A 24,326-nucleotide genomic window follows, 5' to 3' on the forward strand; every position below is an offset into this window, starting at 1 on the left:
AGTGACCGTTCATTTAAATAAATTAAATACCAATGGAAGATTTGCTAAGATATAAATGAGGAGGGGGTGATAAAATGAAAAGTAAATTTGAGATAGATCCGACATTATCTGAAGAATGGGTCGAATTTCATGTTCGAGAAATGACACCTAAACTTCAACAAGTCATCCAGATTCTTAGTACGGATAAACAACTTTGGGGTTACGACGAAAAAGTTATCAAACTGATCGATCTCACTAAAGTATATTCATTTGAGAGTATCAACGGCAAAGTATATGCTAAAACAGATAAAAGAAATTATTATGTGCGCAAAAAAATATATGAATTATTAGATATCTTACCACCTGATTTTGTTAAAATCAGTCGAGCAGAGTTAGTTAACTTAAAATATTTAGATCATTTGGAATTAACGTCGGGCGGTACGATCGTTTTGAAGTTAAAAAACGGCATGACGACATTTGTATCCAGACGCTGTGTTAAAAATTTAAGAGAAAGGTTAGGGATCTAAGATGAAGAAAATCATTCATGAATTAATAGCAGCACTCACGATCGGTATCACAATCGGAGTCATTTTATCGGTAGTATTTTCTGGGATCTTTGGGCAAGGTGTTTACGCGCCTTCAACGCCAAGGTTTATGGCACAATTCAAAACATCACTTGGAGCAATGATCGCTTCGATAGTTTTATGGGCTTTGATGGGGATCGTCTTTTACTTTACAGCTAAGATCTTTAAACAAGAAAAATGGGGGCTTCTGAAAATGTCGCTCACGCATTATTTAGTAACATTATTTTTCTTCTTTCCATTAGCTTATTTGGCAGGGTGGTTCCCGCATGATCTAAAAGCAAGCACAGGTTTTTTAGTCACCTATACTTGTGTATATTTAGCGATCTATCTGATCAATTTCATTTCAGCTTGGATAGAGGTCAAGCGGATCAACCAGAAGGTCAAATAAATTTTTATATAATAAAAACGTTAATATGGAATGATCCGCCAAAATGATTTGAAATATTATTTAGAAAATTTTAATATTAACTTATAATAATAAGTGATTTAGAAAAGAACGTTTTCTAGAGGACAAGTGTGTTTAGGGGATAAAAGATTTGTCTTCATTTTGCGGAGAAAAAGGTAATATAGAAGCGCTTAAAAGCAATCATCAGAATATCGTTGATGGTTGCTTTTTCGTGTGCTAAAAAATGTTATAGTAGAGTAATGAGAAAAAATAGGTGAGGAATTATATGAAAACAAAGATACCAGTAGCTAAAAATCAAAAGTTAGAAGCAACGATCGTTGATCTGACGTATCAAGGAATGGGAGTCGCTAAAGTTCAAGGGTATCCCTTATTTTGTGATGACGCTTTACCAGGTGAAGTCGTTGCGCTCCATGTTTTGAAAGCTGGGAAAAATTTTGGTTATGCTAAAGTTTTGAAACGGTTAGTCACAAGTAAAGACCGCGTTGAAGGTAGCGGGAAAGAATACCTTCAAACAGGGATCGCGCCCCTTGAACATTTGGCGTACCCTGAACAATTAAAGTTCAAACAAAAACTTATAAAAGATCTGCTAGTCAAAGCGCATTTGACCGATTTAAAAGTCGACGAGACGTTAGGCATGGCTGAACCGTATGGCTATCGCAATAAAGCTCAAGTCCCTGTACGGATGATCGATGGCCAACTCAAAGCGGGCTTTTTTAGACGGGGAAGTCATAACTTTGTACCTTTAGAGAATTTTTTGATCCAAGATGAGCGGATCGATGAAGTTATTCAACAAGTGCTAGCGATCTTACAAAAATACCGGCTCACAGCTTATGACGAAACGACACATCAAGGGCTTTTACGACATCTGATGGTGCGCAGAGGGCACTATTCTGGTGAAGTGATGGTCGTTTTAGTGACTAACCAAAAGAAGATCCCACATTTAGAAGCGCTCGTTTCCGAGATCATGGCGACATGTCCAGATGTAGTCAGCTTGCAACAAAATATCAATTCTAAGCAGACCAACGTGATCTTAGGCGAGCAAATGGTCTTATTAGCTGGCAAAGAATTTATCACTGATCAGTTGAACGGTTTGAACTTTGAGATCTCGGCCAGATCATTTTACCAAGTCAATCCAAGTCAGACCGAAAAACTTTATCAAGCAGCGATCGCCCGCGCTGGGCTAACTGGTAAGGAAACAGTGATCGATGCCTATTGTGGGATCGGTACGATCTCGCTTTCACTGGCCCGCCATGCTAAAAAAGTCTATGGGGTCGAGATCGTTGAAGCAGCGATCGCAGATGCTAAGAAAAATGCAGCTTTAAATGGTTTAGATAATCTAGTCTTTGAAGTTGGGGCAGCTGAAGAACAGATGGCTACTTGGCAAGAAGCTGGGATCAAGCCAGATGTGATCATGGTCGACCCGCCACGCAAAGGCCTGGCACCAAGTTTGATCGAAAGTGCAGTGAAAATGGCACCTCAAAAGATCGTCTATATCAGCTGTAACCCAGCGACCTTAGTGCGTGATCTCAAGTACTTTATGGAACTAGGCTATGCAGTCAAACAGCCGATCTTACCAGTCGATCAATTCCCCCAAACAGCACATGTTGAGAGCGTGACGGTATTGGAAAAAGCCAATTGTCCTTCGGCTTGATGTGCTTAAGTAAAAGAGTTTCATATTTAGTGTACGTTTTATTGTCTTGATTAAAAAAATGTTGAAATACTGAAATCGGGTGTCTTTTTGACCACTAGTTTCCACGATCTGAGTTTGGGAAAATTAAAAGATGAGTAGCGCAGTGATATTAAAGAGGTCAGAAATCATGGATAAATATAGAAGAATTGAAGAGAGATTTAAAAAAAATAGAAATGAACTAAAAGCTGCTTCAATGTCGAAATATATGAAAAACAAATTTCCTTTTTATGGTATTTCGGCTCCTGAAAGGAGAAAGCTTTATAATGAGTTTTTGAAAAATGAGCAGAGAAGCGGGAGCGTAGATTGGGATTTTTTATTTCAATGTTATGAGAATGAGCATAGAGAGTTTCAGTATCTTGTGTATGATTATCTGCTTAAAATGAAAGAATTTATAGTTTATGAAGATATTCCCAAAATAAGAAAGTTAATAATAACTAAATCTTGGTGGGATACTATCGATTTTCTGGCGCAGGTCATTGGCAATATAGCAATTAGGGATGAAAGAACGCATAAATTGATGTTGGAGTGGTCAGGTGAAGAAAATATCTGGATAAAACGAACAGCAATAGAGTATCAATTAAGGCTAAAAGAAAAAACTGATCCGAGCAATCTAAAGTTCATTATTCTAAATTGTTTGAATACAGATGAATTTTTCATAAATAAGGCGATCGGATGGGCGTTAAGAGAGTATTCAAAGACAAATAGAGAGTGGGTGATCAATTTTATGCAAGAACAGCAAGATAAAATGAATGTGTTAAGTGTTAAAGAAGCAAGCAAATATCTTTAATTGAATGACATTGCGCACTTACTAAACTTGCTGATCTTTTTCAAAGCGGTATACTAATTTTAGATAAAATTAGTTAGGTTGAGAACGATGGTAAAAGAAACATATACGATCACTGAAGTCAGTCAAAAATATCAGATCAATGTCAATACATTGCGTTACTATGAGCGGATCGGTCTACTCCCTAAAGTTCCGCGAACTGCAGGTGGTAAGCGCTACTTCACACCGACGCTATTAAAGTGGTTAGAGATGGTCATTTGTCTAAGACACTCGGGCGTTGCGATCGAGCCTTTGATCAAATACCGCCAATTATTAGAACAAGGTGATCAGACGTTAGCTGCTAGAGAAAACTTGTTGAAAGAGCAACTAGAGTTACTCTACAAAAAACAACAAAATTTAGCCCGTTCGATCACACGTTTAGAACATAAGATCAACTTATATGAAACAGGCGATATCAAAAAAGACCGTTCATACTTTGAAGAATATGGCGTCTTAGCCGATGAAGGTACTAGTTGGAAAGATTTTGATTAAAAAAGATAGTCAGTTTTAGCGACTGACTATCTTTTTTAGTTGACTTGTAGTTAACTACAAGTAATATACTGGGCGTGTAAAATTCAAAATATTAGGGGGAAAATGATGGATAAAAAAGCACAAATCGCACTAGGTACGTGGTCGTGGGGCAGTGGTCTTTTTGGTGGCGATGCTGTTTTTGGAAATAAATTAGATACGTCCGAATTAAGCGAAGTCGTTGAGACTGCTTTAGCAAACGGGCTAGATCTTTTTGACACAGCTTATGCATATGGAAAGGGTGATTCAGAACGGATCTTAGGTGAATTACTCAAAGAGTATGAGCGCTCTCAATTTATGATCTCAGATAAATTCACACCTGGATTGCAAGATGATACAAAAGCCCAACCGTTACTCGAGATGTTGGCTGGAAGTTTAAAACGTTTAGGAACTGACTATATCGACCTTTATTGGATTCATAATGCAGCTGATGTTGAGCGTTTTACACCTTTATTGATCGCAGCGGTCAAGAGCGGAAAAGTTAAACGTATAGGGGTTTCGAACCATAGTTTAGCACAAGTCAAACGCGTCCAAGAGATTTTAAAGCCCGCGGGGATCAAGCTCTCTGCGGTGCAAAATCACTTTAGTTTGCTCTATCGTAATTCGATCGATGACGGTTTATTAGCTTATTGTCAGGCAAATGGGATCGAGTTCTTTTCCTATATGATCTTAGAACAAGGTGCTTTGTCAGGCAAATACGATAAAGATCATCTTTTGCCAGCTGATTCAAACCGTGGAAAAACATATAATCCACTTTTGCCGAAGTTAAATGAACTTTTGACTGAGTTAAGAAATTTAGCTAGAACATATGAGATGAGCGTGGCACAGATCGTAACTGCTTGGGCGATCAGTAAAGGAACTACACCGATCATCGGCGTTACAGCTACTAAACAAGTTGAAGAGGCGGCAAAGGCTAGTACGCTAAAATTGACGCCAGCTGAGATCAAAATTTTAGAAGAACTAGCGAAAAAAGCTGACGTTGATACGAGTGGTGGCTGGGAAGGTCAAGCTTAAAAGACGAAGGGAAGATAGCAATGGAATATACAACGTTGGGAAAAACTGCGATCGAAGTTTCAAAACTTTGTGTTGGTTGTATGAGTTTTGGCAAAGCAAAAACGATGCATGATTGGACTTTAGATGAAAGTGAGAGTAAAAAAGTTATCAAACATGCACTTGATCTGGGGATCAACTTTTTTGATACCGCTAATGTTTATTCGGCTGGTACAAGTGAAGAGTATTTAGGAAAAGCGCTCAAGGAAAATATCGCGCGTGATAAAGTCGTGATCGCTTCAAAAGTTTATTTCAATCCAGGACGCCTCTCAAAAGAAGCGATCCACCGTGAGATCGATGGAACATTAAAGCGTTTAGGGACTGATTATTTAGATCTATATTTGATCCACCGCTTTGATCATCAAACTCCGATTGTAGAGACGATGGAAGCTTTAAATGAACTTGTCAAAGCCGGGAAAGTCAGAGCTTTAGGTGCTTCTGCGATGTATGGTTATCAATTCTATAACATGCAGTTGGTAGCTCGTGACAATAATTGGGCACGTTTTGAGACGATGGAAAACCACTATAACTTGCTTTATCGCGAAGATGAACGTGAATTGATCCCACTTTGTCGACAAATGGATGTTTCTTTGATGCCATACAGTCCTTTAGCAGCTGGACATTTAGCGCGACCAACTTGGGGATCGACGTCTTTACGCGGTCAAACCGATAAAGTCGCTCAAGGAAAATATGATAAAACTGAAGAACAAGATCTAAAGATCGTCGCCCGTGTTCATGAACTAGCACAAAAGTATGAAGTTTCGATGGCGCAGATCGCACTTGCCTGGCAATGGGCCAAAGGCGTTACGGCACCGATCATTGGGGGGACTAAGGCAAGAAACTATACTGATGCAGTCAAAGCTTTAGATGTTCATCTGACTGGAAATGATCTTGCCTACTTGGAAGAGCCTTATATACCACATCCGATCGTTGGGGCACTTGATCAAGATCAAACAGTTACGCAGATCATGAAATAAATTATATGAAACTAGCTATTGGTCATGGATAGCTAGTTTTTTTATCGTATCACTTCACTAGCTAAAAAAATTGAGTAAAATACTGTTAGAGACTCAATAGTAAAGTGGGAATAGCAATGTATAATATCAAAGAAGTCAGTGAATTAATGGGGATCAGTCCGCACACGTTGCGTTATTACGAAAAGATCGGTCTTTTAGAATTTGTGAAGCGGAATGAACAAGGGGTACGTGAGTTTAGTGAGTCAGATCTTTTAACATTAAATACGATCTACCGCCTAAAACAAACGGGAATGCCGTTAAAAGAAATCAAGCATTACTTAGCGTTGATCAAAGAAGGATTTGCTTCGGTCGACGAGCGTGCACAGATCATGTTAGCGCAAAAGAAAAAAGTCAAAGCGCAGATCAAAGTCTTAGAACAAGCTTTAGAGACGATCGAAAGTAAATTATATTTTTATAAAGAAGCTAAAAGGCAAGGGTCATTGGCTGTTTGTACAGATGAACGGGAGCAGATGCTTGAACGACTTTTAAAAATAAAGCACACAGAACAACAATAAATTTCGATGCTAAAAATTACATTTTCCTCTTGCGTTAGAGCATACTCTAACGGTTATAGTTAAGCTGTTGAAAGGAAATGGTAAGATGAGTTGGCTTAAAAAGAATGATTTGTTAGATGGCAAGATCGTTTTTGTCAATGCAAGTGAACATGCGCAGGGAAACACGCATCGAATCGGACAACGATTGCTTAGCGGAAAAGATTTTTCTCAACTTGATCTAGTCAACTATAAGATCTATCAGATCGGGCAAAATTATGCCGATGATCAATTCAATGAAGTTTTAGCAAAACTTAAAGAAGCAGATACGATCATTTTAGGGACACCAGTTTACTGGCACGCAATGAGTGGCTACTTGAAAGTTTTATTAGAACGACTTTCACAACAAGCTGATCCAACAGCCTTGGCTGGGAAAAAAGTGGCGGTATTTGTCCAAGGGGCTGCTCCAAGTGATACGATCAAGCCGACTAAAGCCATCGTCAAACGATTTGCAAAAGTTGCACAGATGCAATATATCGAAATGGGAGATTTTTAAGATGGAAAATAAATTTGGTTTAGTTTATGAAGGTGCTTTAACAGAAAACAAATTGGGTGAAGTCAATCTGCATCCTGTAAAATATCATGCTAATGGAGTAACGATTGCTGCTAACGTTTATACGCCAGCAGATTATGGCCAAGATCTTGAAAAGTTATATCCAGCTGTAACTGTGGCGCATCCTAATGGCGGGGTCAAAGAACAAGTGGCGGGGCTCTTTGCGCAAAAATTAGCAGAAAATGGGTTTATTGCGATCGCCGCTGATGCTGCTTATCAAGGGGCAAGTAGTGGGATGCCACGCAATACCGATGATCCAGCATATCGGATCGAAGATATCTCAGCCATGGTCGACTTTTTAGAGCGTTTTCCAGGTGTTGATCCGACCCGGATCGGGTCTTTAGGGATCTGTGGCGGTGGTGGTTACACGATCGCCGCTTCCAAGACAGATAAACGGATCAAAGCTGTCGCAACGATCAGCATGTTCAATAGTGGTCGTGTACGTCGCAATGGTTTCCAAGATAGTCAGCTCGAGACGATCGGCGAACGGTTACGTCAAGCTTCAGAAGCTCGGACGAAAGAAAAAAGTGGCGAAAAGGTCGAATACATTGGCGAATTATTGACTGAACCAGTAAAATTGACGGAAGAACAATTAGAACAGATCCCAGCAGGGTTGTATCGTGATGGCACGGTATATTATGGGATGACACATTTTCATCCAAACTCAACTAGTCGGTATACGACAAGTAGTTTGCTCAAATTGATGGCTTTTGATGCTGAAGATCGTGTTGAATTGATCGACCAACCGTTATTAATGATCGCAAGTGTTGACGCTGATACGTACTATATGACTAAAGCTGTTTTTGATAAAGCAACTGGAACGGCTGATAAAGAGCTCTATGAACTTCACGGAGCAACGCACATCGAAACTTATTGGAAACATCCATATGTTGATGAAGAAGGTGAAAAATTAGTTACTTTCTTTGGCGAAAAATTATAAAAGGTGCGGGGAAATGAAAAAGGTCAAATTTTTTCCACTGATCGTTGCTTTACTTCTAGGGCTTGTACTTGGAAATATCACTCCTGATTTTACTTTGCAAACGACGTCAGTTACGGCTGCTAAAAATTATACGGCACCTAAGCACACTAAGAAAAACGAAAAACGTGTTTTTATCAATGCGAGCATGAATGCCGATGGAACGACGTCAAAAATGGCTAAAAAGCTTTTTGGGGATCGCTCGTACACGCAGATCGATCTTTCAGAGTATGATATTCCACAATTAGGTCAAGGAGAAGGCGATTTTCCTAAAATTTGGGGACAGCTAAAAGACGCCGATGTGATCGTGATCGGGACACCAGTTTACTGGTCAAATATGTCGGGATATTTAAAAACTTTCGTAGATCATATGCAGATCATATGCAGATCAATAATGATCTCAAAGGTGCTGATCTTTATCTGATCGTCCAAGGTTCAGATCAAGATCAAAGTAAAGCGATCAATTCGACTTATGGTACCTTTGACCGGATCGCACGGCGTTTTAAATTAAATTTTGTCGGGATCGCACAGAATGATAAACAAGTGACGCGCTTGCATAGCAAAATGATCGGCAAATAATTTGGTTAAAAAAGACTACTGTGTGGTAGTCTTTTTTAGTCTGTTCGCTCAATAAACTGAGATGAGCACTTTGAATAACATCTCAATTTTAAAATTAAAATTTGTGTTGACTTTTTTAATATTGTTCGCTAAGATAATAGATAAATATTTGAATGTGATCTAAACACGTTGATAAGAGGAGTAACTTATTTAGATGAACTTTTAAGCGAGTCCTAATTGGTGCAAGGGGATAGGTTCAGAAATAAGTGAAAGTAGTCTTTGAGTGGTCAATGCGACGCCGATTAGCGAAGTTTTGGAAGGGAGCGCCCTTTATCGCGCCAACGTCTTACCTAGATCTTAGGTAGTACGGGGTAAGGTAGATATAGTGATATATCTATAAATCAAAGGTGGTAACACGCTAATTGGCGTCCTTTCGGCTAGGCTGGAAGGACGTTTTTTTATTACAGGAAAATATCGAATCTTAGCTAAGATCTCTAAAATTAAAATTTTGAGGAGATTTTTATAATGAAAAATAGAAAATTACACACAAAAGATTATTTGATCATTGCTTCTTTGATCTTTGGGATGTTTTTTGGGGCTGGCAATTTGATCTTTCCTGTTCATCTAGGACAGTTAGCGGGACAGAATTGGCTGTTGGCCGCTGTAGGTTTTTTGATCTCAGGCGTTTGTATCCCGTTACTTGCGATCTTAGCGCTAAGTGTGACTAGAAGTACAGGGATCTATGATCTTGCCCGTCCAGTCGGTCATTGGTATGCACTTTTCTTTTTGATCTTGATCCATGCAACGTTAGGTCCATTATTTGCTACACCAAGAACGGCAACCGTTCCGTTTGCGATGGGGATCGCGCCTTATATTTCGACGCAAAACAGTTCATTTTGGCTAGCACTTTACTCGGGGATCTTCTTTTTAGTCGTTTATGCGTTCTCAGTACGCCAAAGTAATATTTTGAGTGCGATCGGTAAATTACTAAATCCTCTATTTTTAGGACTTTTATTGATCATTTTCTTTTTGGCAGCCCTTGATCCTTTAGGTAGTTCATTTGCTAATAAAGCAACAAATGCTTACGTAAGTAACGCGTTTACCAATGGTTTTTTAGAAGGCTACAATACGATGGATGCTTTAGCTGCTTTAGCTTTTGGGATCACGATCATTACTGCGATCCAATTAATGGGCGTAAAAGAGCAAAAGAAGATCTCATTAGCAACTGCTAGAGCGGGGGCGCTAGGAATGTTTGGGATCGCGCTCGTTTATCTGGCTTTGATCTTTTTAGGTGCAACTTCGCTAAATCAATTTAAATTAGCGGAAAATGGAGGAACGACTTTAGCTCAGATCGCACATCACTATTTGGGAACATTAGGGGACGCTTTATTAGCAACGATGGCGACCGTTGGTTGTTTGACGACTGCAATGGGATTAGTTATCGCTTTTGCGCAAGATTTTCATAGTCGTTTTCCTAAGATCTCGTATAAGACATTTTTAGCTGCAAATTGTGCCCTCTCTTTTATTTTTGCAAATTTAGGGCTTGATCAGATCATTGCGTGGTCGTTACCTGTTTTGATGTTTTTATATCCGCTAGCAATTTCCTTGATCTGCTTGAGTTTACTAGCACCTCTTTTTCACGCTGATGTTTTAGTCTATCGTCTGACGACATTTTTGACTTTGATCCCTGCGTTGTTTGATATGCTAAAAACTTTACCACCGCTTTTGCACAAAACACCTTTTGTGCAGACGTTGATCGCTTTTGCAGATAAATATCTGCCACTTTTTGAATTAGGCTTTGCGTGGCTTCCGTTTAGCTTATTTGGCTTAGGAATTGGAATATTACTGCACTACAGACGAAAATTACATTAAAATTAAATGATAAAGCTCGGAGGCCGAGCTTTATTTTTTAGTGCGCATATATTGAAATGTAGAACTGTTATATATAATTATTTTGTTTAAAATTTCTCAACAAGATAGGCAAAATTGGTTATAATAAAAGCAAAGAGATGAAGAGATGTGAAGAAAGTGAGGAATTATGTCGTGAAACTTATTGGGATCGTGGGGACGAATTCAAAAAAGTCGACCAACCGTAACTTGCTAGTCTATATGCAAAAACATTTTGCTGATAAAGCTGAGATCGAATTGGTCGAGATCAAAGATCTACCACTCTTTAATAAACCTACTGATAAAAAGCTACCTGGATCGGTTTTAGAGATCGCCCAAAAAATCGAGGCAGCTGATGGCGTGATCATTGCTACTCCAGAATACGATCATGCAGTCCCTGCTGCGTTAATGAATGCGCTAGCCTGGTTATCATATGGGATCACTCCACTTTTAAATAAACCAGTGATGATCACTGGCGCATCGTATGGACAACTTGGTTCTTCACGCGCACAAGCTCAGTTACGTCAGATCTTAGATGCGCCTGAATTAAAAGCCAATGTTATGCCAGGGTCAGAATTTCTCTTACCCCATTCTTTACAAGCTTTTGATGCTGACAATAACTTGCTTGATCTGGGGACTGTTCAAAAATTAGATGCCCTATTTGAAGATTTCTGTCTTTTTGTCAAGATCGCAGAAAAACTTTCAAATGCTCAAGATCTATTGCATAAAGAAGCCCAAGATTTTGATTGGGAAAAGCTTTGATGGAAGGGAAGATGAAAAATGAAATTTGTTGGGATCGTTGGTTCTAATTCTGAAGTATCATATAATCGAAAATTATTAGAATTTGTCAGAAAACACTTTAAAGATACGTTTGAGCTTGAGATCTTAGAGATCGATGAAGTACCATTATTTAATCAAGATAAAAATTGGGAAGATAGTTTTCAGTTACGTCTTTTAAATAATAAGATCACGCGCGCTGACGGTGTGATCATTGCGACACCTGAGCATAATCATACGACAACGACTGCGCTAAAGAGTGTCCTCGAATGGCTCTCATATAAAGTTCATCCTTTTGAAAATAAACCAGTGATGATCATGGGTGCTTCCTATTATGATCAAGGGACATCAAGAGCTCAACTACACTTGCGAAATATTTTGGATGCGCCAGGGGTAAATGCGTATGTTTTGCCTGGAAATGAATTTTTACTTGGTAAAGCTAAAGAGGCTTTTGATGATCAAGGAAATATCAAGAGTAAAGAAACGGTAGCTTTTTTAGGAACATGTTTGAATAATTTCATCAAATATGTCGATGTTGTCAAAGGCTTGAAGAAACCAAGACCGATCGAAGAAGAAGATCTTGATTGTAATCATCCGATCAAAACGACAGTTACAGAAGTCGATCCAGATGATCCAGAATGGGTCGAAAAAGTAGCTGCTTTGAAAAATGCAGTTTCAGGTGATACGTATGTTAAATTAGATCATGGGATCTTGACAGTTGATCAGATCAATATGTTCTTACGCTCGATGCCGTTTGAACTGACATATGCCGATGATAACAACCAATTCTTGTATTACAATAATGCACATCAAGATCCAGATGCAATGTTGGCTAAGCGGGTCCCAAGTCAATCAGGAAGTCGCTTGTCGACAGTCCATAATTCTTTACCACCAAAACGCATGAAAAATGTTGAGTGGGTCGTTGGAACATTGCGTAACGGTAACCAAGAATATGTTCGGACTCTTGTACCAGGTTCGCCTGAAAATATCATCAACACCCACCATTATCAAGCGATGTATTACCCAGATGGCTCGTACGCGGGGATCAATGAATTGGTCTTTAACTTTAAACCATGGCTAGATTGGTATTTAAAAGAAACAGGTCAACGCTTAGTTGGTGGTAAAGCTTCAATGACGCCAGATGTAGCAACTAGCGCATCGCAAGCGACCCCAACTGAAGCGACATTAGACGCCAATACAGGCGCTTCTGAACATTAAGCAGCTGATAAAAAACTATGGCATTTGAAGTGCCATGGTTTTTTTGTTGTGTACAATGCGGAATGGTTGAGTTTTGAAAGGGGCTTCTGTTATATTTAAGAGGTGAAAGGTGGTGAAAAAAATGGAGATGCTCTTTATCGTTTTACACGTATTCTTTGGTTTAGGGGCGTTTGCTGGTTCGTTATTACTTGCTATCAGTTTTAAAGATAAATTTCATGAATTATCTAAATTACAGCGTACCGCTCTTTTAGTGACGATCGGTAGTTTATTTGCAACATTAGTCGTCACGATGGCTGCACGAGGAAATGTGATCTTTGCACTTTTCTTTAGTTTTTTAGCAGTTGGTGCTTGTGGTTATTTAGCCTTTACAAAACCAAAAAAAGCTTAAATTAATTACGTTAAAAGTCCTTTGAAAGTAGGGCACAGATCGTAGCTTACTTTGAGCGAACTTTTAGCAGCTCTCTAATTTTAGAGAGCTTTTTTACTTGTTAAAATAAAATTAAAAAAGAGATGGTAGATCATGATCAGAAAGATGCACGAAACAGAGCTAGAGAGTATTTTAGATATTTGGTTGACAAGTAATTTAGAAGCCCATCCGTTTGTTGCTAAAGAGTATTGGTATGAGAATTTGGCACAAGTCAAAAGCGATCTTCCTAAGGCAACGATATATGTAGCAACTGATGTAAAAGATCAGCCCCTAGGGTTTATCGGCATAATGGATAACTATATCGCTGGGATCTTTGTAAAAAGTACTGCACGTAGCCAAGGTGTTGGGCACAAGTTGATCGCACAGGCTAAGGAAAATAGTACGATGTTAACGCTCAATGTTTACCAAAAAAATGAACGTGCGGTAGCTTTTTATCAACGCGAAGACTTTAAGATCATAAAAACCGAGTTTGATAAAACTGTCAAAGAAAAAGAATATTTGATGCGTTGGACGTCCAATGAAGCTGTCGACTTTAAATAAGCATTGCAATTTCTAAATTTTAATGTAAAATTAAGATAATTAATTAAGAAAGGATGACATTTATGGATCTTATTATTCCAAAAGATTATGATCCAAAGCTTGATGTCAAGCAAACGCAAGAAGCGATCCGCTATATTCGTGAGACGTTTCAAGATGAATTTGGCAAAGAGCTTGGATTGACTCGTGTTTCAGCGCCAATGTATTTAGAAAAGAGCTCGGGGTTAAATGATAATTTGAATGGCTATGAGACACCTGTGTCTTTTACGATGGAAAGTCTCCCTGGAGATACCATTGAAGTTGTCCATTCTTTAGCTAAATGGAAACGGATGGCGCTCAAGCAATATGATTTTGACCTCCATGAAGGTCTTTATACAAATATGAACGCGATCAGAAAAGATGAAGAATTAGATAATTATCATTCTAGTTATGTTGATCAATGGGACTGGGAAAAAGTTATTGCTAAAGATGAGCGTAACATGAAGACTTTAGAAGATACTGTGCGCCGGATCTTTAAAGTGATCAAACATATGGAAAATGAAGTTTGGTATAAATATCCTCAAGCAGTTAACAAATTACCCGACGATATCTTTTTTATTACGACCCAAGAGTTAGAGGATCGTTACCCAGAGCTGACACCAGAAGAGCGTGAAGATGCGATCTGTAAAGAATACGGTGCTGTTTTTTTGATGCAGATCGGAGATAAGTTAAAGAGCGGTCAAAAACATGATGGACGGGCGCCGGATTATGATGATTGGAAATTGAACGGTGATATTTTATTCTGGTATGAACCACTAGATTGCCGTCTGGAACTTTCCAGCATGGGGATCCGCGTAGATGAAGATTCGATGGCTTCACAGCTAGCTAAAGCAGATGCGCTTGATCGTAAAGAGTTACCATACCATAAGATGATCCTAAGTAAGGAGTTGCCCTACACGATCGGTGGTGGGATCGGACAATCACGTTTGTGTATGCTCTTATTAGGTAAGGCCCATGTTGGTGAAGTGCAAGCAAGTATTTGGCCAAAAGAGATGGTCGAAAAGTGTCGCCAACATAACATCAATATTTTATAATAGTTTTGAACGACTGATAGAGCGATCTGTCGGCCGTTTTTTAGTCGAATAAGAAAGGATAAAATAGACTTAGAAAAATGAAGTTAAAAAAGATATTGTTGAGCTTAGCGGCACTCTTTGTGCTTGGAGGCACGTTAGCGCCAACGACAGTCCAAAGTGAGACGCTTGCTAGTCGCAGAACGCATTACTATCGTTCGAGCAGTAGTCAAGGGACGCTCAAAGAGAGCACGCCTTCAGAACAGCTGGCTCGTTCAGTTTTAACACCCACAGTCGTCAAACAACTTGGGGGCGAGCAAAATATCAAATGGAACCAACACGGAGCTTTTATCATCAATAATGATAAAACAAAACTGAAGGCTAAAGTATCCAGTGCACCGTATGCGACTAATACAGTCGATCAATTGCAACGACCGACAGTTGCTAACGCGCTTTTAAATAAAACGACACGCCAATATAAGAGTCGAGAACAGACCAACAATGGTTCGACTAGTTGGCGTCCTCAAGGTTTCAAGCAAGTTACCGGCCTGTCTGGAACGTATAATCACGCCTATGATCGGGGACACTTGCTAGGTTACGCTCTTGTTGGGAATATTAGAGGTTTTGATGCTAGCGAGAGCAACCCTAAAAATATCGCGACTCAAACTGCCTGGGCCAATGAAGCCAATGCACGTTATTCAACAGGGCAAAACTATTATGAAAGTTTAGTTCGTAAAGCTTTAGATAAAAATAAAACAGTGCGTTACCGCGTTACAAATATTTATGATGGAAATGCTTTAGTTCCAGCAGGCGCTCACATAGAAGCGAAAGCTAGTGATGGTAGTTTAGAATACAATGTCTTTATCCCAAATGTACAAAAAGGCTTAAAGATCAACTATATGACTGGACAAGTAACAAAGGGGTGATCCCATAATGGAATTAAGTGAAGTAGAAAAACGTGCAAAAGCGATCCGCAAACTTTACCGCGCTTTAGAAGAAAAACATCACGGCTCTGCTTGGAGCGTAGAAGAAGACGCGCTGGCATTTATGACTGATGCAGCCCTTGTCGGACGGCTGACGATGGATCATGAAGGACGTTGGCCTAAAACAAGTGATGATGAATTAGCTTATAAGATCGGAGAATCAGTTTGGTGGCTCGCAACGCTGGCTGAACGAACTGGGCTTAACCTAGAAGAGTGTGTGCAGCACTTTCTAGAAGATAAAGAAAATTCACTACGAAAATAACTAAAGAAGGGGCTGGGAAAAAACTACTAGCCTGAACTAAAAATACCTGATCAAATCTCGTTTTTGAGAAATTTGATCAGGTATTTTTCTTTTATGCTTGTTTTCGGATCGTTTTTTCAAAAATCCTCCCCCTATTTCTTTGAATAGGTGCCATAATTTTGATATATTGATCGTCAAAAGTATCAGTCCGATCTCATTTCGAACTGCTTTCTCTCCTCTAACATGTACTCGGCGTACGCCAAAATTACCCTTCATATCTCCGAAAATGGTTTCAACATCTGTACGTCTTCTCGCGTAGATCTTTGAACCCTTTTCACTTGAAAGGTCTTCTGCGGCACTATTTTTAAAAAATTCCCAGTTATAATTTATGGCTTTAGTTCGCTGATAGCCCTTAGGTGTCTTAGCTAAGTTTTCAAGTTCTTTAGTGGCCTGGAAAACATCAGCTACGTAAACTTTAAAGTTTCTTTTGAATCCATATTTGTCCACACTTGAACTGTATCTTTGAAACTTAAATACTACACCGTCAGGATCTGTATAATAATCATCTTCTGCATGATATGTCCAATTTTTGATATTGCGTGGATCTTTTTTGTATTTGCGACTCTGTTCTTTTTGATACATTGGATAGGGCATCAAGGGAATTTTTTCAAACATATCAGTAACAGCCTGATAGTTAGCTTCATTCCCATATCCAGCGTCCGCCACTATATATTTGAATAGTTCTAAGTTAGTAAAAGATTTTAAAAATGGCACTAATGTCCGTGTGTCCGTTGGGTTAGGAAATATATCATAATGTAGGACAAAGCGACCGCTAGTCGCGATCTGTAAATTGTAAGCAGGCTTTAGTTGCCCATTTTTCATATGATCTTCCTTTAAACGCATAAAAGTAGCGTCATTATCTGTTTTTGAGAAGCTATTTCGTCCCTGAAAGATCTTCCTATTACGTTCGTATCTTTCTTTTCTTGGCAGAAGATCAGTTTGGAGTTTGCGTTTGATGCTTTTTAGTCTTCGACGAGCTCGCTTATTTTTTGAACCACCTTTTATGACTTTAGGTTCAGTAGCGATATCTTCTTCAATCGCATCTAATTTAAGATCGGTCCCCTTAATAAGCTCCTTTATCGCATCACTGGACCCCAGCATATCTTTTGAAATAGCGATATCAACTTGGTGTTGGATCAGCTCGTCATAGGTCTTAGCTACTCTTTCATCAAGCGACTTTTCAAACTTATCAGAAGCATTTTTCCAGGTAAAACTATAGCGATTAGCATCAGCTTCTAATTTAGTACCATCAATAAATAAAGCTTCATCGGCATCTAACATACCATTTTTAGATAGAAGCAAGGTAAACAGCACAAAGGCTTTTTCGATGATTTCTTTAGCATGATCACTTGACCGGAAGTTATTGATAGTCTTATAACTAACAGAAGTATTTCCGCTTAACCACATCATTGGAAGATAGTATTGATTCAATTTAGCGATCTTTCTACCAGAAAAGACGGATTCATGGTAAGCAAATAAAGTCATTTTTAAAAGCATAGCTGGATGAAAAGCTGGACGACCGGTATGTGAAGTGTCCTCTAAAAGAATATCTTGGGGGATCGAATCAACAAAATGACTGATCAAAACAGCAATATGATCAGCAGGTAATTTCATTGAATAAGTGATATCCAATTCTAATTCAGATGTGTTATAATTTTTATACATGGTAGGTCTCTCCTTTATTATTTTTGGACAACTTAATATTAGCAAGAGATCGATCATATGAAAAGGCTCACGTTGAAAAAATTCGACGTGAGCCTCTTTCTTTATTAGAACTGAGTTTTTTCCCAGCCCCTTCTTTAGTTAGGTTTGCTTTTATCAAATAGACACAAAAAACATGTCTTTAGGTGTGTTCGAGTTCATAGACTCGGTTGTCAGCTTCATCATAAACGCTGATCGGTTGACCATCGACCGCATCGATCCTAAGTTGGTAGCCATAACCATCTAAAAAAACTAGTTCTTTTTCAGTTAATATCTGAACTTGACCGGCTAACTCACGATGGTCGATCAGGATGTGCAAATCAGGTGTGATCTCTAAAGAGTGTTTCCGTTTACTGAGTTCATCTGTAAACCGCCAAGTTCCAATATATATTGACGGTAATGCAACTTGTATAGCCTTTTGTTTTTTTAGCTTGATCACATGACTGAATAGCGTCTGGCTTAAATTATTAAGCCAACCATTTTGCTTCATCCTTTAACCCTTGACTATCTCACTTCCGATAGATGTAAAAAGTGCGGTAGTTTTTCCTTTCTTGTTTATTTTGATCAATGTTTTAAATTAAGAAGATCGCTGATTTGGTATACTTATATCTAGTTAAAATATCCTTTACAACGTCGATATAGCTCAAATATTAAAAATAACAGCAATGTGACTGACTATTTCTTAGCGTTACTTTGCCTTCTTGATATTATTGATATCGTTTTCGTTCAAAAATCGCTCATTGGTCTACCTTAAATTTAGTTTTCTCATTGAGTATAATATACCACGATTTATAGTTGAACAGTAGTTAAAAAGCGCAGTTCTATCAAAATGAAATATAATGGTCATTTTGTCACCTAGCTGTAACTATTTTGCTGGGTCAGCCTTGCTTGTTTGCAAAAGCTTTTGTTAGTTTTTGAGCGTAAAGGTCTGTTATAATTTAGAAAAGAACTGTGAAAGGGGTTTAATGAGCTATGTTAAAATTAGGTGTTATCGGAACAAATTGGATCACAGACCAATTTATTTTAGCAGCCGAAGCAACTGGAGAATTTCATTTGACCAGTATTTATTCGCGGAAAATATCAACAGCGCAAGCCTTTGGAAGTAAGTATCTGACTCCGATCGAATATTTTGATGATCTAGACCGCTTTTTTAATGAAGGGAAATTTGATGTTGTTTATATTGCTTCGCCAAATAGTCTCCATTATGAGCAATCTGTCCAAGCGATCAAAGCCGGAAAACACGTCATCGTTGAAAAACCTGCTTGCTCTAACCCGACAGAGATGAAGCATTTAGTCAAGCTCTTGCGTCAAAATTCAGAGATCTTTTACTTTGAAGCTGCAAGGCATATCCATAGTAAGAATTTTGCTTTGATCAAACAAAAGCTCAAAGATCTTAAAGTCAAACAAGGTGCAAATTTGACCTATAAAAAGTATTCTTCCCGCTATGCTGAATTTTTAGCTGGTGCAGAGCCTAACATCTTTTCTTTAGATTTTTCAGGAGGAGCTTTACAAGATCTAGGTGTGTATCTAGTCTACGATGCCTTGAGTTGGTTTGGTTTTCCAGGTGAAGTCAACTATTATCCAGTCAAATTGCGAAATGGGATCGACGGTTCGGGAACTGCTATTTTGAGTTATGAAGATTTTGAAGATTTTGAAGTCGTTTTAAATATCGGTAAAACCGCCAATTCTTACTTGCCAGGTGAGATCTATGGTGAAAAGGAGACCCTTTTATTAGACAATGCCGCTGAACTTAAAAAAGTGGAATTGGTCGATGGCGCTGGAAATGTTACAATATTATCAGTCGAACCTGAGGAACAAAATCCGATGATCGCTGAAGCTAAGGCTTTTGCTAAACTTTTACGTGATCCTGGTTCACTAGAAAATAAGCAGATACAACAAGACTGGCTAGCACTTGCCGTTGAAGTTAATCAAGTACTATACGAATTACGAAAGAGTGCTCAGATCGTCTTTAAAGCCGATCGTGAGTTTTAAAACTAGTCAGCAAGAAAGGTAACCATGAATCCAAAGTTTGAAAAATATTTTGCAGAGCAAGGTTTTAAAGCACCAACACCGATCCAAGCGCAAACTTATCGAGCGTTAGCATCTGGCAAAAGTGTTTTAGGACTAGCTCCAACTGGTTCTGGAAAAACATTGGCCTATACGCTGCCACTATTAGAACAGCTCTTGCCTGGAGATGGGACGCAGTTGTTGATCATTGCACCTTCACAAGAATTAGCAGCGCAGATCACAGAGGCGATCCGAGCTTTTGCGAAGTTACTAGAACTTAACGTTTTGACTATTATCGGTGGAGCAAACGTTAAACGTCAGATCGAAAAGCTAAAGAAACGTCCTGAAGTTATTGTAGGGACACCAGGACGTTTGTTGAATTTGAGTCAAGACAAAAAACTCAAGCTACACCAACTCGAAGCAGTCGTGATCGATGAAGCCGATGAACTTTTGAGCCAAGAGCAAACTTTAGCCGATTGTCGAAAATTAGTTGAAAAAGCACCTCAGACTGCCTCAGTCTCATTTTTCTCGGCGACTAAAGCTCCGATCTTAGATGAACTTCATCGGTGGTTTGGGGTCACGCCAGAAGTGATCGATGTACGCCAGATCGATCAAACTCAAGGACACGTTATTCACTATTTACTTGAAGTCCCACAAAGAAAGCGGATCGATACTTTGCGACGTTTAGCACAGTTACCAGACTTTTCGGCTCTTGTCTTTTTTAAGCAGAGTGCAGCGTTAAATGATGCTTATGAAAAATTACGTCACGCTAACGTTGCAGTGGCACGTTTGAACAGTGAACAACGTCAAGTTGAGCGACAAAAAGCTCTACGTCAGCTGCGCAAAGGCGAAGTCAAATTACTATTGACGACAGATGTTAGTGCGCGTGGCTTAGATATTCCTGCTTTACCAGCGGTAGTCAACTATGATCTGCCTAAAGATACGAATACGTATATCCATCGTGTTGGGAGAACTGGACGAATGGGGGAAGAGGGGAGCGTGATCGATCTTGGAAATGAACATGATCTGCGTTTCTTTAAGCAACTCATCAAAGATGAAGATTATGATGTGAGAAATGGCTATTTGTATCAACAACGATTGATCTCAGATGAAAAAAAACTCGCTGAGTTAAAACAAGTTGCTAAAGAGCACGCAAAGAAAAAACACGTTAACAAGCAATTACAAGTTGTTAAGGAACAACCTAAAAAGAAACATAAGAAAAAGCGGAAACGTGATCAAAAAAATAAAGGTAAACGTAAGAAATGATCTTTTTTTAAAGTATCCAATGAATAAGTGCTATACTAATGATAAGTGTTAGTACGGATAATTTAAGCTCAAAGAAAGAATATTTCTTGGATAAGAGCTGTGGAAGGTGATTTTTATGGAGATATCAATGGAATTAAATATCTCAGCCGAGTACTTGTTTCAACGCCTGAGTGATACATTGATCTATGATGTTAAACAAGAAACTGGACGCGAGCTGACTTTTGAGGAATTAAAGGATCTAAGTTATGCCACGAGTCTTGATCGACAAACGAAGGCCAAGTTGAAAGTCACTAAATTCATCCCTAATAAAAGCTACCATGTCCGACTTGAAACACCTGAGTTTATCAAACACGAAGCTTATGAACTAACGGCTTTAGCTAAAGATAAGGTCAAGGTCGATTATTTTGAAAAACAGCAGGCAAAACAGAAATTGCATTCGTTGCGCCAAAAGTTGACTGCTCCTTTTAGACATTCTTTGCGGCGCCATAATTTTATGAAGCTTTTAAAGGAACTTGAGATCGGCTATTAAAAGAGATTGACTTTATAAAAAATTCTTCCTATAATGAAGTAGTTGTTTTGCGACTGCTTCATTATTTATATTGCGTTTGTAGCTCAGCAGGATAGAGCAACCGCCTCCTAAGCGGTAGGTCATCGGTTCAATTCCGATCAAGCGCATTTTTTATATTATTAAACAAGCAACCGCCACGCTCGATATTTTTCGGGCGTGGCGGTTTTTTTATAAAAAAATGGCTCTATACTTTTTGCTGTGTAATGATAATCTGTTCATTACACAGCTTTTTTGATATGGTATGTAAATAAAAATTTTTACACAAAAAAAGAGCCATAATGGCACCTTTTTCTCTTGTGTATACAACCACGAAAACATCATTAGAAAGTATGGTGACATTATGACTTCTTTAAATTATACTACATATTCTGTTGATTCGATAGTTAAATCTTGTCTTGATATCAGTGATCCTCATCTTCACTTCTCTAATGTACCTTATGATGAAATGATCAATGGTATCTCTTATAAAGTTTTTCAAGCTACTATCAGCTTCTTGCCTCACGAATTAACGAACTTTCGTTGTAATAATTGTGGCTTTAACGCTTTTTACCGTAATGGTTACACTCCTAAACGACTCATCCGAATCCCAGCTGTCAATTCCACTCATCAAACTACTATCCAAGCTCGTTCAGCTCGCATTCGCTGTCGCAATTGTAATTCAACTATTTCTGCCAAAACTACTCTCTTACCCCAAAATTGTCAGATCTCTTATTCACTTAGAGCTAAGATCGCCACTAAACTAAGACATGACATTTCCGCTAAAACGATCGCTTATGAAGAAGGTGTTTCTACTTCGACCGTTAACCGTATGTTATCTCATACTCGTTCTGAATTTCGGAATAACTTCAATTTCTTACCGCTACATCTTTGCTTTGATGAATTTAGAGGTACTCACAATAGCTATCACTTTATCTGCCTTGATTCGGATAACCATGTTATCCAAACTATCTTACCTAATAGGTTTAAAGATACTATCATCAAGTATTTTATGAAATTCCCAGAATCCGTCAGACAGTTAGTGCGCACCATTAGTTGTGATTTAAACTCTTACTACGTTGATATTGCTAAAACTCTATTCCCTAATGCTAAGATCATCATTGATCGTTTTCATATCGTTCAAATGCTTAACCGAGCACTTAACTCTATGCGAACTGATTTGATGAATAACTTTGAACGTAGCTCTAAAAACTACAAACTATTTAAGCGTAATTGGAAATTATTCTTAAAACGCTATGACGACCTAGATTGTACTCATCAATTTTATGAACGCTCACTAAAAATTTGGACTACTTCAGAGCGCTTGGTAAATTCGGGACTTGAAGTTGGTGATCAAGCCTTTAATGAAGCTTACTGGGACTATCAACGTTTATTAGAGATCATTATCGCTCCAACTAAAAACAAAATAGACATCTTTAAACAACGTATTAACGAAGTTCATCAAAAGTACCTTATTAAGCGTACCTTAGCTACTAAATCTGAAAAAGTTCTTTTATCGTTCTTTGACAATTTAGACGCGATCATATCTGCTTTAGATCCAATGTATTCACGTTACACAAACGGTCCTTTGGAAGGGATCAATCGGAAGATCAAACAGATACAACGTACTGCCTATGGATATAGAAACTTTGATCATTTAAAAGCACGCATTTACCTTCAAACCTATCTTGGAAAAGATACAAGAAGTTCCATGAAGATAGCCTAGACCATCTCCATGGAACTTCTAAAAAAATTTAACTTTACACAGTGGTTGACAAAGAGCCAAAAAAATCACCCTCCAACAAAAGAGTTGGAAGGTAAGACAGTTCGAGTAACTAGCTTTAAGCTTGATCTTAGCTATCTTAGTCGATTTAGTATCGAGCATCATCTATGATCGGTTGACAGACCGGTGCTAGATGGAAAATACCACACCCGAAAGCATCGGGTGTAGCGCTTTTTTAATGTCCCCCAAGTTTAAAACTTTATAGGTCTTGCATATTCCAGATGGGGCAATAAAAGATAAAATGCGACTTTTTACGATACACTGGGCCATTCACGGATGATCTCTTTGATATAAGGGGTCATCTGCTTTTTTTGGGTTTTCAAATAAGCACTGTAAAAATCAAGCGTGGCACTCTCGTCTTTGATAGGGATCAAAACGCGGTCATCGTTAAATGCACGGACGCCCGAGTCAACGGTAAAATTAGTTGAAAAATAAGGGAAGGCCGAATTTTCGATGATCTCTTGAAAAGCTGTCTCATTTGCTTGGTAAAGAAATTTAGCTTCTGGGATCTCAGTTTGAATGATCTTGCTCCAGATCCCGATCTTATCTAAGACGACAAAACTTAGACCTGCTAATTCTCTAAAAGATACACTTTTTTTTGAAGCCAGCGAATGAAATTTATTGATATTGACAAAAAGACGTTCACTGCCTAAATAAAGTGACTCGATCGCGTCGGTAAAGATCTCTTGGCTCGTTAAGACGATCCCGGCGCGGTGCTCTAAAAGGGTCGTTTCAACTTGATCTTCTGGAAGTTGTTCAGCTTGAAGATCGATCTTATCTAAAATATAAAATGGCCCGGGCGCAGTTGTACAGATCACAGGTGTTTCTTGCTGCTTTGCGTAAGCTTGGATGCTCGTCACAAAGCGATGGTTGCTTTCTAAGAGCTGTTTAGCCTCAGAAACTGCCAATTCTCCTGTTTTTGTCAAACGGAGTCGATTTTTATCACGTTCAAATAATTTGACACCTAGATCACTTTCGAGTTTGCTAAGGCCACGCGTGATACTTGGTTGAGTCACATTGAGTGCAGCTGCTGTTTTTGAAAGTGTCTTACACTCAGCAAAAGTTACAAGTTCTTCAAGTAAATAATTATCGATCAGCATCGCTTAGGAGCCATCCTTTCTTATAGTTATTT

The 24,326-nt window shown here is 38.6% G+C and carries 27 protein-coding genes, 1 tRNA gene and 1 other annotated feature; of the genes, 25 read left to right on the forward strand and 3 right to left on the reverse strand.

Annotation, left to right across the window (positions count from 1 at the left end):
* Positions 1 to 74: 74 nt before the first annotated feature.
* The 20 genes from QFX10_RS06930 (at position 75) to QFX10_RS07025 (ending at position 15,854) form a co-directional block, all read left to right on the forward strand.
* Positions 75 to 506, forward strand: a complete 432-nt coding sequence (locus QFX10_RS06930; protein ID WP_280605527.1) for a LytTR family DNA-binding domain-containing protein — start codon at positions 75 to 77, stop codon at positions 504 to 506.
* A gap of 1 nt (position 507) precedes the next feature.
* Positions 508 to 951: a DUF3021 domain-containing protein gene (locus QFX10_RS06935; RefSeq protein ID WP_280605528.1), complete on the forward strand. Its 444-nt coding sequence runs from the start codon at positions 508 to 510 to the stop codon at positions 949 to 951.
* A 283-nt stretch (positions 952 to 1,234) separates the two neighbouring features.
* Entirely contained in the window at positions 1,235 to 2,620 is a 1,386-nt protein-coding gene (gene rlmD / locus QFX10_RS06940) for a 23S rRNA (uracil(1939)-C(5))-methyltransferase RlmD (RefSeq protein ID WP_280605529.1), read from the forward strand.
* A gap of 166 nt (positions 2,621 to 2,786) precedes the next feature.
* On the forward strand, positions 2,787 to 3,446 hold the full coding sequence (locus QFX10_RS06945; RefSeq protein WP_280605530.1) for a DNA alkylation repair protein: 660 nt from the start codon (positions 2,787 to 2,789) through the stop codon (positions 3,444 to 3,446).
* Between the two features lie 87 nt (positions 3,447 to 3,533).
* On the forward strand, positions 3,534 to 3,974 hold the full coding sequence (locus QFX10_RS06950) for a MerR family transcriptional regulator (RefSeq protein WP_280605531.1): 441 nt from the start codon (positions 3,534 to 3,536) through the stop codon (positions 3,972 to 3,974).
* Positions 3,975 to 4,079: 105 nt separating this feature from the next.
* Entirely contained in the window at positions 4,080 to 5,024 is a 945-nt protein-coding gene (locus QFX10_RS06955) for an aldo/keto reductase (RefSeq protein WP_280605532.1), read from the forward strand.
* A gap of 20 nt (positions 5,025 to 5,044) precedes the next feature.
* Positions 5,045 to 6,037, forward strand: a complete 993-nt coding sequence (locus tag QFX10_RS06960; RefSeq protein ID WP_280605533.1) for an aldo/keto reductase — start codon at positions 5,045 to 5,047, stop codon at positions 6,035 to 6,037.
* 116 nt (positions 6,038 to 6,153) lie between these two features.
* Positions 6,154 to 6,591, forward strand: coding sequence for a MerR family transcriptional regulator (locus tag QFX10_RS06965; RefSeq protein WP_280605534.1), 438 nt, complete (start codon positions 6,154 to 6,156; stop codon positions 6,589 to 6,591).
* Between the two features lie 85 nt (positions 6,592 to 6,676).
* Positions 6,677 to 7,123, forward strand: a complete 447-nt coding sequence (locus QFX10_RS06970) for a flavodoxin family protein (protein WP_280605535.1) — start codon at positions 6,677 to 6,679, stop codon at positions 7,121 to 7,123.
* A gap of 1 nt (position 7,124) precedes the next feature.
* A complete protein-coding gene (locus tag QFX10_RS06975) occupies positions 7,125 to 8,120 on the forward strand; it encodes an alpha/beta hydrolase (RefSeq protein ID WP_280605536.1) in 996 nt (331 codons plus the stop codon).
* Positions 8,121 to 8,133: 13 nt separating this feature from the next.
* The gene (locus tag QFX10_RS06980) at positions 8,134 to 8,580 is read left to right on the forward strand and encodes a flavodoxin family protein (protein ID WP_280605537.1); all 447 of its coding nucleotides are present in this window, start codon (positions 8,134 to 8,136) and stop codon (positions 8,578 to 8,580) included.
* Positions 8,538 to 8,735: a hypothetical protein gene (locus tag QFX10_RS06985; RefSeq protein WP_280605538.1), complete on the forward strand. Its 198-nt coding sequence runs from the start codon at positions 8,538 to 8,540 to the stop codon at positions 8,733 to 8,735. Before QFX10_RS06980 ends, QFX10_RS06985 begins: the two co-directional genes overlap by 43 nt.
* A gap of 159 nt (positions 8,736 to 8,894) precedes the next feature.
* Positions 8,895 to 9,150: a binding site (T-box leader), on the forward strand.
* Between the two features lie 89 nt (positions 9,151 to 9,239).
* The gene (gene brnQ / locus QFX10_RS06990; RefSeq protein WP_280605539.1) at positions 9,240 to 10,586 is read left to right on the forward strand and encodes a branched-chain amino acid transport system II carrier protein; all 1,347 of its coding nucleotides are present in this window, start codon (positions 9,240 to 9,242) and stop codon (positions 10,584 to 10,586) included.
* A 171-nt stretch (positions 10,587 to 10,757) separates the two neighbouring features.
* Positions 10,758 to 11,363, forward strand: coding sequence for an NADPH-dependent FMN reductase (locus QFX10_RS06995; RefSeq protein ID WP_280607251.1), 606 nt, complete (start codon positions 10,758 to 10,760; stop codon positions 11,361 to 11,363).
* Positions 11,364 to 11,381: 18 nt separating this feature from the next.
* A complete protein-coding gene (locus QFX10_RS07000; protein ID WP_280605540.1) occupies positions 11,382 to 12,596 on the forward strand; it encodes an NAD(P)H-dependent oxidoreductase in 1,215 nt (404 codons plus the stop codon).
* Positions 12,597 to 12,717: 121 nt separating this feature from the next.
* The gene (locus QFX10_RS07005; protein WP_280607252.1) at positions 12,718 to 12,984 is read left to right on the forward strand and encodes a Na+-transporting malonate decarboxylase, carboxybiotin decarboxylase subunit, madB; all 267 of its coding nucleotides are present in this window, start codon (positions 12,718 to 12,720) and stop codon (positions 12,982 to 12,984) included.
* Between the two features lie 132 nt (positions 12,985 to 13,116).
* Positions 13,117 to 13,563: a GNAT family N-acetyltransferase gene (locus QFX10_RS07010; protein WP_280605541.1), complete on the forward strand. Its 447-nt coding sequence runs from the start codon at positions 13,117 to 13,119 to the stop codon at positions 13,561 to 13,563.
* Positions 13,564 to 13,625: 62 nt separating this feature from the next.
* Positions 13,626 to 14,633: an aspartate--ammonia ligase gene (asnA, locus tag QFX10_RS07015; RefSeq protein WP_280605542.1), complete on the forward strand. Its 1,008-nt coding sequence runs from the start codon at positions 13,626 to 13,628 to the stop codon at positions 14,631 to 14,633.
* A gap of 77 nt (positions 14,634 to 14,710) precedes the next feature.
* A complete protein-coding gene (locus tag QFX10_RS07020; protein WP_280605543.1) occupies positions 14,711 to 15,535 on the forward strand; it encodes a DNA/RNA non-specific endonuclease in 825 nt (274 codons plus the stop codon).
* Between the two features lie 7 nt (positions 15,536 to 15,542).
* Complete coding sequence (locus QFX10_RS07025; protein ID WP_280605544.1) at positions 15,543 to 15,854, forward strand: nucleoside triphosphate pyrophosphohydrolase family protein; 312 nt, start codon at positions 15,543 to 15,545, stop codon at positions 15,852 to 15,854.
* Between the two features lie 36 nt (positions 15,855 to 15,890).
* Here the strand turns inward: QFX10_RS07025 and QFX10_RS07030 are convergent, their stop codons facing one another.
* Together QFX10_RS07030 and QFX10_RS07035 are read right to left on the reverse strand one after the other, a co-directional pair.
* Positions 15,891 to 17,558, reverse strand: coding sequence for an IS1182 family transposase (locus QFX10_RS07030; protein ID WP_280605405.1), 1,668 nt, complete (start codon positions 17,556 to 17,558; stop codon positions 15,891 to 15,893).
* 178 nt (positions 17,559 to 17,736) lie between these two features.
* On the reverse strand, positions 17,737 to 18,084 hold the full coding sequence (locus tag QFX10_RS07035) for a DUF4828 domain-containing protein (protein WP_280605545.1): 348 nt from the start codon (positions 18,082 to 18,084) through the stop codon (positions 17,737 to 17,739).
* Positions 18,085 to 18,566: 482 nt separating this feature from the next.
* Here QFX10_RS07035 and QFX10_RS07040 point away from each other — a divergent pair, with 482 nt between their 5' ends.
* The 5 genes from QFX10_RS07040 (at position 18,567) to QFX10_RS07060 (ending at position 23,137) form a co-directional block, all read left to right on the forward strand.
* Complete coding sequence (locus tag QFX10_RS07040; RefSeq protein WP_280605546.1) at positions 18,567 to 19,586, forward strand: Gfo/Idh/MocA family protein; 1,020 nt, start codon at positions 18,567 to 18,569, stop codon at positions 19,584 to 19,586.
* A 24-nt stretch (positions 19,587 to 19,610) separates the two neighbouring features.
* Positions 19,611 to 20,867 carry a DEAD/DEAH box helicase gene (locus tag QFX10_RS07045; protein WP_280605547.1) on the forward strand — a complete coding sequence of 419 codons (1,257 nt, stop codon included), beginning with the start codon at positions 19,611 to 19,613 and terminating at the stop codon, positions 20,865 to 20,867.
* A gap of 115 nt (positions 20,868 to 20,982) precedes the next feature.
* Entirely contained in the window at positions 20,983 to 21,396 is a 414-nt protein-coding gene (locus QFX10_RS07050; RefSeq protein ID WP_280605548.1) for a DUF3284 domain-containing protein, read from the forward strand.
* Between the two features lie 72 nt (positions 21,397 to 21,468).
* Positions 21,469 to 21,542: transfer RNA gene (locus tag QFX10_RS07055), tRNA-Arg, on the forward strand.
* A 233-nt stretch (positions 21,543 to 21,775) separates the two neighbouring features.
* On the forward strand, positions 21,776 to 23,137 hold the full coding sequence (locus QFX10_RS07060; RefSeq protein WP_280605549.1) for an ISL3 family transposase: 1,362 nt from the start codon (positions 21,776 to 21,778) through the stop codon (positions 23,135 to 23,137).
* A gap of 308 nt (positions 23,138 to 23,445) precedes the next feature.
* Here the strand turns inward: QFX10_RS07060 and QFX10_RS07065 are convergent, their stop codons facing one another.
* Positions 23,446 to 24,294, reverse strand: coding sequence for a LysR family transcriptional regulator (locus tag QFX10_RS07065; protein ID WP_280605550.1), 849 nt, complete (start codon positions 24,292 to 24,294; stop codon positions 23,446 to 23,448).
* Positions 24,295 to 24,326 lie beyond the last annotated feature (32 nt).

Origin of the sequence: Ligilactobacillus faecis, from assembly GCF_029889745.1 — a bacterium.
GTDB lineage: Bacteria > Bacillota > Bacilli > Lactobacillales > Lactobacillaceae > Ligilactobacillus > Ligilactobacillus faecis.

Coding starts and splice junctions, on each gene's coding strand:
- QFX10_RS06930 (WP_280605527.1), top strand. CDS start 75: ATGAAAAGTAAATTTGAGATAGATCCGACATTATCTGAAGAATGGGTC.
- QFX10_RS06935 (WP_280605528.1), top strand. CDS start 508: ATGAAGAAAATCATTCATGAATTAATAGCAGCACTCACGATCGGTATC.
- rlmD (WP_280605529.1), top strand. CDS start 1,235: ATGAAAACAAAGATACCAGTAGCTAAAAATCAAAAGTTAGAAGCAACG.
- QFX10_RS06945 (WP_280605530.1), top strand. CDS start 2,787: ATGGATAAATATAGAAGAATTGAAGAGAGATTTAAAAAAAATAGAAAT.
- QFX10_RS06950 (WP_280605531.1), top strand. CDS start 3,534: ATGGTAAAAGAAACATATACGATCACTGAAGTCAGTCAAAAATATCAG.
- QFX10_RS06955 (WP_280605532.1), top strand. CDS start 4,080: ATGGATAAAAAAGCACAAATCGCACTAGGTACGTGGTCGTGGGGCAGT.
- QFX10_RS06960 (WP_280605533.1), top strand. CDS start 5,045: ATGGAATATACAACGTTGGGAAAAACTGCGATCGAAGTTTCAAAACTT.
- QFX10_RS06965 (WP_280605534.1), top strand. CDS start 6,154: ATGTATAATATCAAAGAAGTCAGTGAATTAATGGGGATCAGTCCGCAC.
- QFX10_RS06970 (WP_280605535.1), top strand. CDS start 6,677: ATGAGTTGGCTTAAAAAGAATGATTTGTTAGATGGCAAGATCGTTTTT.
- QFX10_RS06975 (WP_280605536.1), top strand. CDS start 7,125: ATGGAAAATAAATTTGGTTTAGTTTATGAAGGTGCTTTAACAGAAAAC.
- QFX10_RS06980 (WP_280605537.1), top strand. CDS start 8,134: ATGAAAAAGGTCAAATTTTTTCCACTGATCGTTGCTTTACTTCTAGGG.
- QFX10_RS06985 (WP_280605538.1), top strand. CDS start 8,538: ATGCAGATCAATAATGATCTCAAAGGTGCTGATCTTTATCTGATCGTC.
- brnQ (WP_280605539.1), top strand. CDS start 9,240: ATGAAAAATAGAAAATTACACACAAAAGATTATTTGATCATTGCTTCT.
- QFX10_RS07000 (WP_280605540.1), top strand. CDS start 11,382: ATGAAATTTGTTGGGATCGTTGGTTCTAATTCTGAAGTATCATATAAT.
- QFX10_RS07005 (WP_280607252.1), top strand. CDS start 12,718: ATGGAGATGCTCTTTATCGTTTTACACGTATTCTTTGGTTTAGGGGCG.
- QFX10_RS07010 (WP_280605541.1), top strand. CDS start 13,117: ATGATCAGAAAGATGCACGAAACAGAGCTAGAGAGTATTTTAGATATT.
- asnA (WP_280605542.1), top strand. CDS start 13,626: ATGGATCTTATTATTCCAAAAGATTATGATCCAAAGCTTGATGTCAAG.
- QFX10_RS07020 (WP_280605543.1), top strand. CDS start 14,711: ATGAAGTTAAAAAAGATATTGTTGAGCTTAGCGGCACTCTTTGTGCTT.
- QFX10_RS07025 (WP_280605544.1), top strand. CDS start 15,543: ATGGAATTAAGTGAAGTAGAAAAACGTGCAAAAGCGATCCGCAAACTT.
- QFX10_RS07030 (WP_280605405.1), bottom strand. CDS start 17,558: ATGTATAAAAATTATAACACATCTGAATTAGAATTGGATATCACTTAT.
- QFX10_RS07035 (WP_280605545.1), bottom strand. CDS start 18,084: ATGAAGCAAAATGGTTGGCTTAATAATTTAAGCCAGACGCTATTCAGT.
- QFX10_RS07040 (WP_280605546.1), top strand. CDS start 18,567: ATGTTAAAATTAGGTGTTATCGGAACAAATTGGATCACAGACCAATTT.
- QFX10_RS07045 (WP_280605547.1), top strand. CDS start 19,611: ATGAATCCAAAGTTTGAAAAATATTTTGCAGAGCAAGGTTTTAAAGCA.
- QFX10_RS07050 (WP_280605548.1), top strand. CDS start 20,983: ATGGAGATATCAATGGAATTAAATATCTCAGCCGAGTACTTGTTTCAA.
- QFX10_RS07060 (WP_280605549.1), top strand. CDS start 21,776: ATGACTTCTTTAAATTATACTACATATTCTGTTGATTCGATAGTTAAA.
- QFX10_RS07065 (WP_280605550.1), bottom strand. CDS start 24,294: ATGCTGATCGATAATTATTTACTTGAAGAACTTGTAACTTTTGCTGAG.